The 14537-nt window shown below is 42.1% G+C and carries 15 protein-coding genes and 1 riboswitch; all 15 genes read right to left on the reverse strand.

The genetic code is table 11. From position 1 onward, the window contains the following. Positions 1 to 17 precede the first annotated feature (17 nt). Positions 18 to 218, reverse strand: coding sequence for a DUF2768 domain-containing protein (locus tag JOD17_RS12795; RefSeq protein WP_042359168.1), 201 nt, complete (start codon positions 216 to 218; stop codon positions 18 to 20). A gap of 233 nt (positions 219 to 451) precedes the next feature. Then, entirely contained in the window at positions 452 to 709 is a 258-nt protein-coding gene (locus tag JOD17_RS12800; RefSeq protein ID WP_042359167.1) for a stage VI sporulation protein F, read from the reverse strand. A 64-nt stretch (positions 710 to 773) separates the two neighbouring features. Then, positions 774 to 1805 (reverse strand): NAD(P)H-dependent glycerol-3-phosphate dehydrogenase, encoded by a 1032-nt coding sequence (locus JOD17_RS12805; RefSeq protein ID WP_204698249.1) that lies wholly within the window; start codon positions 1803 to 1805, stop codon positions 774 to 776. An 11-nt stretch (positions 1806 to 1816) separates the two neighbouring features. Beyond that, positions 1817 to 2461 (reverse strand): glycerol-3-phosphate 1-O-acyltransferase PlsY, encoded by a 645-nt coding sequence (plsY, locus tag JOD17_RS12810; protein ID WP_042413811.1) that lies wholly within the window; start codon positions 2459 to 2461, stop codon positions 1817 to 1819. 40 nt (positions 2462 to 2501) lie between these two features. Then, complete coding sequence (der, locus tag JOD17_RS12815; protein WP_042359164.1) at positions 2502 to 3818, reverse strand: ribosome biogenesis GTPase Der; 1317 nt, start codon at positions 3816 to 3818, stop codon at positions 2502 to 2504. 37 nt (positions 3819 to 3855) lie between these two features. Beyond that, entirely contained in the window at positions 3856 to 4524 is a 669-nt protein-coding gene (locus tag JOD17_RS12820; protein ID WP_420827940.1) for a YphA family membrane protein, read from the reverse strand. Between the two features lie 51 nt (positions 4525 to 4575). Continuing rightward, the gene (rpsA, locus tag JOD17_RS12825) at positions 4576 to 5730 is read right to left on the reverse strand and encodes a 30S ribosomal protein S1 (RefSeq protein WP_204698251.1); all 1155 of its coding nucleotides are present in this window, start codon (positions 5728 to 5730) and stop codon (positions 4576 to 4578) included. 115 nt (positions 5731 to 5845) lie between these two features. Continuing rightward, positions 5846 to 6424, reverse strand: a complete 579-nt coding sequence (locus tag JOD17_RS12830; protein ID WP_204698252.1) for a lysophospholipid acyltransferase family protein — start codon at positions 6422 to 6424, stop codon at positions 5846 to 5848. Continuing rightward, positions 6414 to 7091, reverse strand: coding sequence for a (d)CMP kinase (gene cmk / locus JOD17_RS12835; RefSeq protein ID WP_338028793.1), 678 nt, complete (start codon positions 7089 to 7091; stop codon positions 6414 to 6416). The genes JOD17_RS12830 and cmk overlap by 11 nt, the downstream gene beginning before the upstream one ends. 161 nt (positions 7092 to 7252) lie before the next feature. Continuing rightward, a complete protein-coding gene (locus tag JOD17_RS12840) occupies positions 7253 to 8500 on the reverse strand; it encodes a YeeE/YedE family protein (protein WP_204698253.1) in 1248 nt (415 codons plus the stop codon). Between the two features lie 130 nt (positions 8501 to 8630). Continuing rightward, positions 8631 to 9989, reverse strand: coding sequence for a germination protein YpeB (gene ypeB, locus JOD17_RS12845; RefSeq protein WP_204698255.1), 1359 nt, complete (start codon positions 9987 to 9989; stop codon positions 8631 to 8633). 18 nt (positions 9990 to 10007) lie between these two features. Further along, positions 10008 to 11012 carry a spore cortex-lytic enzyme gene (gene sleB, locus JOD17_RS12850; RefSeq protein ID WP_204698257.1) on the reverse strand — a complete coding sequence of 335 codons (1005 nt, stop codon included), beginning with the start codon at positions 11010 to 11012 and terminating at the stop codon, positions 10008 to 10010. A 152-nt stretch (positions 11013 to 11164) separates the two neighbouring features. Next, positions 11165 to 12997: a bifunctional homocysteine S-methyltransferase/methylenetetrahydrofolate reductase gene (locus JOD17_RS12855; RefSeq protein WP_204698258.1), complete on the reverse strand. Its 1833-nt coding sequence runs from the start codon at positions 12995 to 12997 to the stop codon at positions 11165 to 11167. Between the two features lie 14 nt (positions 12998 to 13011). Continuing rightward, a complete protein-coding gene (locus tag JOD17_RS12860; protein ID WP_204698259.1) occupies positions 13012 to 14121 on the reverse strand; it encodes a methionine biosynthesis PLP-dependent protein in 1110 nt (369 codons plus the stop codon). 79 nt (positions 14122 to 14200) lie between these two features. Continuing rightward, positions 14201 to 14308, reverse strand: a riboswitch (SAM riboswitch). Between the two features lie 61 nt (positions 14309 to 14369). Continuing rightward, the gene (locus tag JOD17_RS12865) at positions 14370 to 14534 is read right to left on the reverse strand and encodes a hypothetical protein (protein ID WP_193745013.1); all 165 of its coding nucleotides are present in this window, start codon (positions 14532 to 14534) and stop codon (positions 14370 to 14372) included. Positions 14535 to 14537 lie beyond the last annotated feature (3 nt).

Below are 14537 nucleotides of genomic sequence, written 5' to 3' on the forward strand. Positions count from 1 at the left end.
TCACTCCAAAGCACAGACTACAAATCTGCTCTTGAACCTGGTACGACGACGACGAGCACGATCAGTCCGGCAATAATGATACAAATAAATGAAAAACTAAGCACGATAAAACGGAGAAAACCCGACAACTTCTCTTTTCCAAGTAGTGCTGTGACTGCAGATACGAACATCAGCCCTAAACCGATAAACGAAAGCCACATTGACTCTAATGGGGTCATCTTCCACCCTCCTTCAATTACACTTGTCCATTATAGCATAGCTACAAACACCGGCGCACTGCCTACAAACTCAAGTGTTGAAAAATGTTCAAACAAATAAAACCGGAGAACTCGGGTTCTCCGGTTGACTAAATCTCTCTTCCAAAAAGTGGGTTCCTTGTTGGATGTGGTTCACTGTTATCCTATGCGACACGTGCAGACATTGAACTATACGAACGCCCAACAAATGAGAATTAACCTCTAAATAATTGGCTTAACGATTGAAAATCAAGAGGCATCTCATTATTCGTAATTGCATGGACGAGCTGATCTTCTTTTTCTCGTGATACTCGTACGCCTGCCATACGAGCAACATCGTTAATTAACTGCCGTACTGTAGCTTCGTCTTGAAAATTTGCACCGCTCACCGAATTAGCCATGTTATACACATCGTCTTGATTTACTTTTGACTCTTTGTTTAGGCGGTCAAAAATGGAATCAAAGTTGTTCATGACACACACCTTCTTTCTAGTTGATAATGCTTATGATATGTAGCTAGAAAAAAGGTGTGATTTTTTAGTCGGTTACATTTGGGTAAAAATCTTCTTGTTCATTCTTCTTTAGTCGACCCATTAACTGTTCACTTGCACTCTCAGGCTGTTGATGATTAAACACAACATCATACAAAGCTGAAGTAATTGGCACTTCAATCCCTTCACGATCCGCAAGTTGTTGCATCGCTCGCGTCGTTTTTACGCCTTCAACGACCATACCCATTTCATGTAAAACCGTTTCTAACGCTTTGCCACGACCTAATTGGTAACCTGCTCGCCAGTTGCGACTATGCTTACTCGTACATGTTGCAATCAAATCACCAAGACCAGACAGGCCCGAAAATGTAAGCGGCTTTGCACCAAGATGTGTACCTAAACGTGTAATCTCAGCTAAGCCTCTCGTCATAATTGCCGATTTCGCATTGTCACCAAACCCTAATCCTTCAGCAAGTCCAACAGCAAGTGCGATGACGTTCTTTAGTGAACCGCCAAATTCCACACCGACCATATCTTCATTGGTATACACGCGAAAATGTTGGTTGTTAAATAAGTCTTGTGCAGCCTTCGCATCATCATACGTTTCTGAAGAGACGGTTACTGTCGTCGGTTGACGCTTTGCAACTTCCTCTGCATGACTAGGCCCTGATAAACAGACAATTCCGTTCGTAACTTGATCAATCCCTGCATCCAACATCACTTCTGATACTCGCAGTAAGGAGTCTGGTTCAATTCCTTTTGATGCGTGAATGACATATGGAAACGATTTGTTGATGTTCACAAGTGACGCAACAGTCTCTCGCATTGCAGAAGTCGGTACGCTAATTAACAAAGCATCGCCATGCTCAATAGCTTCCTCAAAGCTCGTCGTTGCTTCAAGGTTCTTTGGCAAGGTTACCGAAGGTAAGTACTTGTTATTTGTATGTTTATGATTGATCTCATCCACTTGTTCATTACGTCTTGCCCATAGTTTGACACGATGCCCATTATCTGCAAGTACCATCGCAAGTGCTGTACCCCAACTACCTGCACCTAGAACTGTCACATTCTGACTCATGCAATCTCTCCTTATTTAGACTTTTGACCGAGCTTGCTTTCTGTGCCTGATAACAATCGTTGGATATTCGTCCGATGTCGCCAAATCGACATAATTCCTACAACACATGTTAAAAAGAAATAAGAGATCGGATGATCATAATGATTCATCGTAAGAAAAACGAAAAACGGTGTGAAAAAAGCAAAAATCAGTGAGCCAAGTGACACATACTTTGTCACAACGATCGCTAAAATCGCGACAATTCCAACGTAAATCGCCGGAAAGAAAACGAGTGTTGCGATCACACCAATCGTTGTAGCAACGCCTTTGCCCCCACGAAAACCGTAATAGATTGGATAATTATGACCAAGAATTGCTAACAAGCCGCTTAATGCTGGAGTCCAACCAGAATATTGCTCAAAAAAGGACAGGCCTGTATTAATAAATACCATTTCTGCTAAAAAGCCAATGAAAACCGCGACAGCGCCTTTTAGTGCGTCTAGCAAAAGGACTAAAATTGCAGGACCCTTCCCTAAGACGCGTAGCGTGTTCGTTGCACCGGCATTTCCACTACCAAGTTTACGAATATCTGCTTTTTTTATTTTTTTAACGAAGATATAGCTAAAGCTAATCGACCCGATTAAATACGCGATTATACCAGCAAGAATAATGTCCATCGTTTACCCCTCTCCCCAAAGCTTCAACGATTAATATGGATCACGATTCATTCTTTTTACGAGCTAGAATCCGAATTGGCGTCCCGACAAACGTAAACGCTTCACGAAGTTGATTCTCAAGATATCTGCGATATGAGAAATGAAACAGCTCTGGATCATTTACGAACACGACAAATGTTGGAGGTCCTGTAGCTACTTGTGTAGCATAATTAATTCGCAGTCGTTTCGTACCGGATGTAGGTGCAGGGTTTCTCGCAACAGCATCCATAATGACATCGTTAATCACATGTGTTGGCATCCGCATCTTATGACTATCTACGACTTCATTTACGATTGGCAAAAGCTTTTGCACTCGTTGATTTGTTTTTGCAGAAACGAACTGAATCGGTGCATACGAAAGGTAAGCAAACGTTTCTCGAACTTTATCGGTGTATTCTTTCATTGTGCGATCATCTTTTTCAACCGCATCCCACTTGTTCACAACGATAATAACGGCTCGCCCTGACTCATGAGCGTAACCGGCAATCTTTTTGTCTTGTTCGATAATGCCTTCTTCACCATCAACGACAACGAGAACGACATCCGCTCGTTCAAGAGCACGCATCGCACGAAGAACACTATATTTCTCTGTATTCTCATATACTTTCCCGCGTTTTCGCATCCCAGCTGTATCAATGATTCGGTACTCTTGTCCATCTTGTTCGAAATACGAATCAATCGCATCTCTCGTCGTACCAGCAATATTACTCGTAATCACACGTTCTTCACCGAGAACTGAGTTCACGAGTGTTGATTTCCCTACATTCGGACGACCGATAACTGCAATATCAATCACACCATCATCTTCTTCGTCTTCTTCATTTACTGGGAAGTTTGCAAACACTTCATCTAACATATCTCCAATGCCAATTCCGTGAGAACCGGAAATCGGAAACGGTTGACCGAATCCAAACTGGTAAAAATCATAAATATGCTCTTGCATATCAGGATTATCAACCTTGTTTACACCGATGACGACGGGCTTCTTCGAACGTTGCAAAATGCTCGCCACGTCTTGGTCGCTAGATGTAATTCCGTCACGACCATTCACGATAAAGATAATAATGTCTGCTTCTTCAATGGCGATCTCGGCTTGCATGCGCATTTGATCTTGAAGCGGCTCATCTACGATATCAATTCCACCGGTATCAATGACATGAAACGTGCGGTTCAACCATTCCCCTTGTCCATACAAACGATCTCTCGTTACGCCTGGTTTATCTTCAACGATCGCCATACGCTCACCAACCATACGATTAAATATCGTTGATTTCCCTACATTTGGGCGACCTACAATTGCAACTACTGGCTTTGACATGTACTTACATGCCCCCTGTTCTCTTAAATCTATTCCTTCACATCGTTAATGATGTCTGGTGCTTTGCAGCACCTTTTTGAAGCTTGGAAAACTCATAAATCAATCGTTCAACGACGTGCCACGCAACGAGTAAGATAACCATGGCTGACACATCATTAAAAAAGTGGTTAAAACCTAAATGCAAACCGGACGTTAACGGAGATACAACGACTGCTTGCCAAAAATTCCCGATGCAACATGCGACAATCAACCAAGGAACCCGGTTATGCGGCTTGCTTACGACCAAAAGCGTAACAAAAACCATGATAACTGCGACTAGCCACGTCTCATGAATTAAAAAGATCACTGGACTAAACCAATACGATAGCTGCAAAGCAGCATAAAGAAAGGCTAAGCTTGTCATCGTTATCATCGATAGAAAATGATGCCACTTGATCGTCTGCCCGACCCAAATCATCGCACCGAGAGTTAAGAATATATAGGCTAACGAAATATCGCCTTGTATATCAGGAATCGTTAATGGTTTTACAATCATGACTATGAGAATCCAAACAGCAAGATAAAACCTTGCTCGTGTCTTCTTAAAGAAGAAGGTAACAATTATCCAAAGTATCCACGAAAACCAATAAAATAACAAGTCCTCCAAGAGAAACTCTCCTTTTTTCTTATCCAGTATAGACAAGAATAAAGAAAAGCAATCCGTCACAAAACAATCGGCGAATCCTAAGAGGTATCCGCCGATTTCCGCGATTTACAATTAATTACGATATTTCTTTAGTTGGTCACCAATCATATCACCGAGGGAAAAACCAGAATGTTCTTCTTCAGGTGCTTCATATTCACGTTGAACCTTTTGACTAGACGTTGTGCTCTCTTCGAGTTCACGTATGCTTAATGAGATTCGTTGGTCTGAAGGGCTAATTTCAAGAATCTTCACTTGAACAGCTTGTCCTTCTTCTAACACTTCGCTAGGCGTTCCAATGTGACGGTTCGCAATTTGTGAAATGTGAACGAGTCCTTCAACACCTGGCGCAACTTCAACAAATGCCCCGAAAGATACGAGACGCTTTACGTGTCCGTCAATAACGTCTCCTGGTTGGAACTGACCTTCAATTGTTGTCCAAGGTCCAGGCAACGTATCTTTAATTGAAAGTGACACACGCTCTTTGTCAGCATCGACTGCGAGGATCTTCACTTCAATTTCTTCGCCTTCTTTGACGATCTCGCCTGGAGACTCAACACGGTGGTGAGCCATTTGTGAAATGTGAACAAGTCCGTCAACTCCACCTACATCTACAAATGCACCAAAGTCTGTCAAGCGCTGAACAATTCCTTTAACCGTATCGCCAACCGTTAAGTTATCAAGGATGTCTTTCTTCTTCGCTTCTACTTCGTTGTCGAGCACAGCTCTTCTTGACAAGATTAATTTATTATCACTCGGATCGATTTCAGCGATCTTTAACTCCAATGTTTTCCCTTTGTAATCAGAGAAATCTTCAACGAAATGACGTTCTACGAGTGAAGCTGGAATAAATCCACGAACCCCAACGTCAACGACTAATCCGCCTTTTACAATCTCAGCAACTTCAGCTTCAATCGTTTCATTGTTATTGAACTTCGCTTGCAACTCATCCCATGCTTTGTCAGCACGAGCGCCGCGTACACTTAAAATAAGTTCATCGTCTTCTGCTTTAATGACCTTAAGTTTAAGTTCATCTCCCTCAGAGATGATGTCACTTACTTTTTCTACGTGTAAGCTCGACAGTTCGCTAATAGGGATGATGCCATCCACCTTATATCCCGCATCAACAAATGCTTGCTTTTCTTCTACCTTTGTTACCTTACCGGTTACAATGTCATTGACATTGAAATCCTTCATTTCGTTTAATTCGTTGTTCATTTCTTCAACCATGTCATTTGCCTCCTTACTTCCCTTTAAAAACATCTTTCGTAGTCATCAAGAACTTTATATATACAAAATTCTTCGTTTATATAGAAGAATGTTGCAGACAATCGATTCGTGCTACTTACTCAATGTCATCTCTGAGTTGCCGGATGTGCTCCATGATTCGTTCAGTGGCTTCCCTTGAACTGGCTTTCGATTCACGAAGGTCATCCATAGGAATAGGCTTGCCGTAAGTTAATTGTACACCTTTAAATGGCTTGTACCAGCCTTTCACATATGCAGGTACGACGACCGCTTCTGTTCTAAGTGCAAAAAAACCAGCGCCTGCTAATCCTTCACCAAGTTGATCATCTTTACTTCTGTTCCCTTCTGGGAACAAAAGCATCATCTCACCATTTTTCAAGTGGTTAATACCTGTTTTTAATGACTGACGATCACCAGTACCACGCTTCACTGGAAATGCTCCAAGTCTTCTTAAAAGACCACCGATAAACTTCTTTTCAAACAGTTCTTCTTTCGCCATAAAACGTAGTGGGCGCTTAATGTAAGAACCTAGAAATGGTGGGTCCCAATTGCTTTTATGGTTGGAACATATAATAACTGGTCCATCACTCGGTATATGTTCCTTTCCCTGTATCTTCGCGAAAAAAACCCCTGAAAGTACAATTCGACAAAGAAATTGACCAATTCTATAAATCATTCGTCTCAATCTCCTTCAGCCGGGCGCGAGTAACAATCGTCTGAATTACTTCTGTTATCGTAAGATTTGTAGTATCCAGAGGCTCTGCATCATCTGCTTGCTTTAACGGTGCGTAAGTTCTTGATGTATCATAGCGATCTCGTTCAATAAGATCGTTATATATCTCTTCATAACTTGATTCAATACCTTTTTGGACATTTTCTTGATGTCTACGATTCGCTCGCTCAGTTGCTGTAGCGAATAAGTAGATCTTCAGTTCGGCATCTGGTAAAACGAACGTTCCGATGTCGCGACCATCCAATACGACACCTTTTTCCGTAGCTAACTGCTGTTGTTTCTTAACCATCGCTTCACGAATCAATCGATGTGCTGATACTTCGGACACGTGACTCGTCACTTCCCTTGTCCGAATTTCTTCACCGAGTAGCTCTTCGTTAACAAGCATTTGGTTGCCCTCGTCCGACAGCTTAAAGTCCATACGGTTTAGTAATTGCATTAAGCTTCCTTCTTCAGACGGCTTAATTTCATGAGTTATTGCTTGATACGTAAGCGCCCTGTACATTGCTCCTGTATCAATATATAAATAGCCTAGCTTTTCAGCAACTAGCGACGCTACTGTGCTTTTTCCAGAACCTGCTGGTCCGTCGATTGCAATGTTGATTTTCAAAGTTATTCTCTCCGTATGTAAGGTCATTTTACTCGAATATCAGTGCCTAAATCTTATCATAATAAAGAACTGAAAACAATTCTAGTCAAGAAATCAAATGGAAAGTTTTCCTACAAAAAACAGTGGTTTGCTTCGAGATGTCGTGAAGCAAACCACTGTAATTAGCAGAAACTATCGTTTTGTTTAGGAACACTTAGACCAAATAAAGGCCGTAGGTAGAGTGCAAGGAACGTTCCGCCTAGCGCCATAATTCCCCAAATGTAACCGTGAGCACTAAACGAAGCAATCCCACTGAAATAAGCACCGATGTTACATCCAAATGCTAAACGTGCACCATAGCCCATCATTAAACCACCAATAACAGACGCAAGCGCGTTTCCTTTTGTAATCTTACTAAACTTAAACAAACCACCAGCAGCTGATGCTAAAAATGCACCAAGAATAACGCCAAAGTTAAGCACAGACGTTGTATCCGCAAAAATTGAAGCATTTAATGCTGCAGTATCTCCTTGCCAAAAACCCCAACTCTCAACATCGAAACCTAAAAATTGAGCAGCTTTAGATCCCCACAACGTAAAGGCATACGTAACGCCCCACGGTGTTTCACGAACGAGAAGTGTAATCGCGTTTAATACTGCTAACACGATTGCTGCTGCAAACAGCGGCCAAGACCCTCTAAAAATTCGTTTCCAACCTCGTTCAGAAGGAACGTCCGCAAGCTTCGGTGGGTTTTTCTTCTTTTCGATCAGGACTGTAATTAGTGCAATCACCGCGAAAATGATTAGCGAGACCACCCACGCGCCTCCGTAACCTAGCCCAGTAGATGTGGCTAATGAAAATGGTTCAAACGCAGGCATGTCTTTCATCCAAAAGTTAAAGTGCGCAGCACCAATCGTAGATCCGATAATGAAAAAGAGCAATGTAATGAACATTACAGAACGTCCACCACCAACGGCGTAAAGTGTTCCTGACGCACACCCACCACCAAGTTGCATACCAATTCCAAACATAAATGCCCCGATAATTAAACTAACACCGACTGGTGAAATGTTGCCTGTTGCTTCGCCTCCAAAAAAGGTAAAGCCTGTCGCTAAAATCGGTGCAAAGAATGTGACCGCAACTGCCAACATAAGCATGTGCGCTCGAACGGCTTGACCGTTCCCAACAGACGCTAACCTTCGAAAGGCGCTCGTAAAGCCGAAGCGGGCATGAAATAATGTATAGCCGAGTAAAATACCGATAATGAGTAAAATAGGCTGGACAAAATGTTGCGTAAAGAGTAAATAAATGGCTAATAAAATTGAAGCTATAAGTCCAACGGTTACTAAATTAAGTTGAGGACGCTTGAGTCCTAACGTTTGTTTGACGACCGATTGTTGTTCGGACACGGGTTGAACATAACTAGACAAGGGATCACCTCTAAATCTTATTCGTTTAGTCAGGAATGATAATCTATATCCTATTCTTGTTTTTAGATGTTGTCAAGAGACAATAAAAAGATCGCCAGCAGATGGTTCACACCTGCCGGCGATCTTTTATTTAGATAACATCAACATCGTACACTGGTTCTGCTTCTTGCATTCGTTTGACTTCTTCTTCAAGACCTGTGTCTGCATTTAAATAAATGCGATACGTATCGCCATTCATCGTTGCAAAGATTTCGTACGTTAGCACTTCGTCACCGTTTTGATTTTCAATAACAGCTAAATGCTCTTCTCTAGACTTTAAGTTCGGATGCAATTCATCAAGTGCATCGTCCAGTGTTAACACTGGACTTAAGTCATGGCGTTCGCGATGATTTGCAAAGTAATTGGCACCTTTAAAACCGACAAGATCACCATCATCTAGAGCAATTTCAACGATGAGCGCATCTGGATAAAGACGAACATCGTCTTTTACAGGTACAAACTGGAACGTACCAATCGTATCGTATTGCTTACTATCTACGAGTTGAACGTCAGTAATACCTTTATCCTCTAGAAATTCTTTTGCTCTCTCTGACGCTTCATTCAATCCGATTTTCGGTTCAGTGATATCTCTTGATTGCAATGCCCAAACCGGTAAACCGCCTCGTTCAGTCATATCAATCATATAGTTGCGTTCGCCATCAGAATCTTCAATAACGACTTGGTAGCCTTTGTATGGCATTCCTTCACCTAATTTTTCTGCCTTCGCATCAACAGTAGTAGGAAGATCCAAAAACGCCTTCGCCTTTTTTATAATTTCTTCTTCTGATAACTCCTCTTTATCTTTAACTACTTTCGCTAGTCGTTTATTTACATCTAATGAAAAGCCAGCATCATCGTTCCAATTGTTTTCAGAGAAACCTTTTGCTTTTTGATCAATCGATTTAAATGACGAAACCATCGTCCCTTCGCCAGGGTTTTGCTCACTCATTAATTCTCGTTCTACGTCAGACCAACGGAAATCGTTGTTCAATGCTTGTGCTTGCACCGTGCGAAGATCATGCTTAATTTCTTTTGCTTGACTGTAGAAGTTCTCGAGTTTGTCATATTCTTCATCGGTTAACGGCTCTTCTTCACGATCACGTACAGCTGTCTCATACGAGAATTCCGCAACGTTGGCTAAGTATTGATCCGTTTCTTTCGCAGGAATCATACCGAGTGGCAGTTCTCCCATCTCGTTGTGGGCTAATGAAGATATTCTCCAAACCTCTGCAAGAGAACCTGAAAATTGACTCGCACCGTTCGTTGCTAACGATGCACCTAATTCATCTTCTAATTGATCCATGTGGTAAGACAATTGGTGGAAGGCGCGTTGATAGTTGTTTTCATGACTAATTGCCAAAGCTTCTTTTTCTTGATGCGTTTGATATGCAAAGATTCCAGTACCGAGTAATGCTACTGACAATACTGCAATGGTTATCGCTCGAAACATCGTGGTCCCTCCTTTAACTTAATTTGCAAACACATGCTTACCGATTTGGGTAATCGTCGGTCGTCCGAAAATCCACCCAGACGTTGCCGTTACTGGGTTATAATAATACGTCGCACCATTAGACGGATCTTGACCGTTAATCGCATCAAGCACAGCTTTTCTCGCTGTTTCATCTGGCGTTAAATAGATTTGTCCATCTGCGACCGCTGTAAACGCTCTTGGTTCAAAAATGACACCACTTGCGGTATTCGGAAACTCCGAATCGTTCATCCGATTAATAATTACCGCTGCAACAGCTACTTGACCGACATAAGGTTCTCCACGCGCCTCACCATAAACCGCATTTGACATAATCTGAATATCGTTTTCAGAAAACCCATCAGGTACGTTTGTTGCTTTTTGAATGTTTGCCTCATTGTTTTGTTCTTCAGGCACTTCTCCACCTGTATCTGGTTGTTGTTCAGGTGCTGCTTCTGGTTGACCTTGATCTTGATCTTGACCTTGTCCTTGATCTTGTCCAGATTGTGCTGGCGATTGGCCTTCATTACTTGGCGTTCCACCCCCACCGCTCGCTCCTTCTTGATTTGATGATTGGTCAGATTGCCCACCAGTGGAGCCGCCACCTTTACTTCCTTTTGGTCCTTTTTGTATTTCTAATGGCGTTGTTCCGTAATGAGTGAACTTCCGACCGTTTTCTAACGCTTCATGCACAAACTGTTCATCGTAGTTTGTCGTTTTATTCAATCTCGCTTTCAAATCATCTCCAACGAGACCGTCAACTTCCATCCCGAATGCTTCTTGGTATTCTTGTACACTCCAATACGTTCCCCATCCGAATACACCGTCAATTGTATCGGTGTAATAGCCAATGTATTGAAGTCTAGCTTGAAGTTCTACAACGTCATCTCCAGTTGCTCCTTTTTGGATCACTTGATCACTAAAGGCTTCACTCGTCTGAGGAATTGAGAGCAAAAGCGTTGCAGTTAACGCGGAAATGCTTAGTATTTTTGCAGATTTCAACATCAATGAATTCCTCCTTTTACTTTGAAACTTTTTATATGATGGTGTTAGTTTTCAAATCTATGGAGAATTTTATTCATAAAAAAACAACCGTACAAAAGTACAGTTGTTCATAAGAAGAAACCTATCGATATAATCATGTGCATAAACAGGTGTTACGTCATGACTGACGACGTTTTAATAAGTGATCTTGCATGTTCTACCAGCGCTGTAGACATATGGTATTTAAGAAACGGCGTCACGATATACACCTTACCAAAAAGTTCTATACACGTTTGTTGTAACTCTTCAGCAATTCGAAGGCCTTCTTCTTCTCCTTTTTGGGGATCACCGTGCGTTTTTTGCATACGGGAGCGTACAGTGTCACTAAGGAATATTCCAGGAACTTCATTATGAAGAAACTCCGCATTCCGTTCGTTCACAAGTGGCATAACACCAATGAATATTGGAATCGACAGATGTTTCGTATAGTCTTTTAGCCGTTTAATCTGCTCTTTGTCATACATCGGCTGCGTCATAATAAAATCTGCACCTGCTGTTATTTTCTTCTCTAATCGTTTAATTGCTTTTTCAAGATTCGATACATTCGGATTAAACGCTGCCCCAACCGTAAATGATGTTTTCACACCGAGAGGACGTCCCGAATAGGAGTAGCCTTCATTCATCCCTTTTAACATTGCAATTAAATCAAAGGATGTTAAATCGTAAACAGAACTTGCACCTGGAAAATCGCCAACTTTCGTAGGGTCCCCTGTAATCGCAAGCACTTCTTTTACACCGAGCGTGTGTAATCCGAGCAAATGAGATTGCATACCAATTAAGTTGCGATCGCGACAAGCGATATGAACGAGCGGTGATGCTTGTGTCTTTTGTTGAATCAATGTGGCAGCTGCAACATTGTCTACTCGTGACGTTGCAAGTGAATTATCAGCGAGAGTAATGCTGTCTGCGCCGGCATTCACTAACGCCTCTGCCCCTTTTAAGAAAACTGGCATCTTTGATAGTGATTTAGGAGGATCGAGTTCAACGATGACATTCGCATCGTACACTTGCTGATTTGACTCGTTTGCTTCTACTTGCTCGTCAGTCGTTTCTTCGATGACTACTGTTCGTTTCTCTAAAGGTGCTAGCCCTTTCAAACGCTCCTTTAAGCCACGAATATGTTCTGGCGTCGTCCCACAACACCCACCAATAATATTAATGCCTAACTCGCGAAAAGAGGACGCTTGTGCTTTAAAGTAATTAGGATTTGATTGATAGACGAGCCTACCATCTCGAATCCCGGGCAAACTTGCGTTTGGATACGCAGATAAAAATAAACCTTTTGGAATTTCAGTTTCTTTTAATGATGTAATTGTTTGAGCAGGACCCATTCGGCAATTTACGCCAACTACGTTTGCTCCTTCTTTTTGTAGACGCTTTAGTGCTTCTGTTAACGAGATTCCACCGTGTAATACACCAATGTCCCCTAATGAAACATTGGCGATAATCGGAATCGTATTATGATGCTTTCGGACAATGCGAATTGCACGGATGAGTTCATGTAAATCATAATATGTTTCAAGTAAAACGACATCCGGATTTTCACTTAACAACGCGACAATCTGTTCAGTAACCGTTTCATCAATTTGATCGTCTGTCCAATCACTCGTTCTCCCGTCCTTAATTCCACCGATCGTTGCAGCTACATATACATTCGGTCTGAAAGCTGCTGCTTTTTTTGCAAGTTTCATTCCTTCTTTATTAATCTTCGCCACTTGAAGATCAAGCCCATAGGTGTCTAATTTGATACGGTTAGCAGCGTACGTATTGCTTTGAATAATGTCAGCACCCGCTTGAACATACTCAAGATGAGCTTCATACACGAGTTCTGGAGCGTATAGGTTTGCTTGTTCAATTGATCCTGTTATATCCCGGCTATACAACAATGTTCCCATTGCGCCGTCACCAATTAAGACCGTTTCCTTTAGCCTCTCTAAAAAGCTCATCTAAACTCCTCCAATCATCTCTCTACTTGAAAAGCTTGACGTAAGTCTTCGATTAAATCTTCTGCATTTTCAATGCCACATGACATCCTCATCAAGCAGTCGTCTATACCAATTTGTTGTCGTACTTCTTTGGGAACGTCCGCATGTGTTTGCACTGCAGGATAAGTCATTAAACTCTCTACCCCACCGAGACTCTCTGCGAATGTAATAAGTTGCAACTTACGAAGCACCGGGTCTACGAGCTCACTTGATGTGACTCGAAAAGACAACATCCCTCCTCGCCCGGGGTAAAGAACTTCCTTGATAAGACTGTGCTCTGCTAGGAACTGCGAGACACTTCGTGCATTTTCTTCGTGTTTTTTCATGCGTAGTGCGAGTGTTTTCATCCCACGAACGAGCAGCCAGGAGTCAAAAGCACCGAGCGTCATTCCTATTCCGTTTTGAATGTTAAAAAGCTTTTCAGCAATCGTTTCGTCATTCGTCGCAATGAGTCCTGCAACTAAATCGTTGTGACCGCCTAAATATTTCGTAGCACTATGAATGACAATGTGAGCGCCTTCTTTTAGTGGCTGTTGAATGAGTGGCGTGTAAAATGTATTGTCTACAATAAGCAAAAGATTATGTCGTTTCGCAACATCAGAAAGTTCTAAAATATCCGCCTCTTGCATTTGTGGATTGGTTGGGGTTTCAATAAACAACGCTTTCGTTTGTGGTCTGATTAACGCTTCAAACGTTTCTAGATCACGAGGGTCCCCGTACTGGACACCTACGCCCCACTTTGGCCAATATTCATTAAACAGACGGTACGTACCACCATACAAATCTAACGATGCGACAATCTCATCACCAGACTCAAATAATGACAACACTGCTTGAATTGCCGCCATCCCAGAACTACAGGCAAATCCCCGAATTCCACCTTCAAGGTCTGCAATGCTATCTTCTAAAATCTCACGAGTAGGATTCCCCGTTCTTGCGTAATCATATCCTGTCGTCTCACCAACTCCTGAATGACGATAGGCAGTGCTCATATAAATTGGTGCATTCACGGCACCTGTGCGTTCATCGCTTCGATTACCCGTTTGTACAAGTTTCGTTTCTGTAGTAAATCGTTGTTTCTCCACTGTTGATCCCTCCAAGTCCTTACAAATAAACAAAAGTGCCTTCTTCAGAGATAGAAAAAGACACTTTACGTGTATAGTTCTCTTATCTCTCGGACGATCACGTCCGTAGGATGTAGCACCTGACTCCATTTGGAGCTGGTTGCTGAGACGTCTTCGGTCCGAATCCCTCAGTCTCTCTTGATAAGATATTTTAATGTATAGTTGGTTCTTATACGATAACGCATCATCGTCCATCTTTCAAGTCACAATTATTCAGCAGTTGCTTCAATGACGAGATCGTCTTCGTTCCCGCAAATGCATCGTTTAAATCCTGTTTCATATTCACCTTCGGCTTTTTGTCTTCCACGAAGAATATACTTTTCTCCACATTTCGGGCATCGTATGACTATGCGGTACCTCGTTTCTGTCGTCATGAA

Origin of the sequence: Geomicrobium sediminis (assembly GCF_016908595.1) — a bacterium.
Classification (GTDB): domain Bacteria; phylum Bacillota; class Bacilli; order Bacillales; family Marinococcaceae; genus Geomicrobium_A; species Geomicrobium_A sediminis.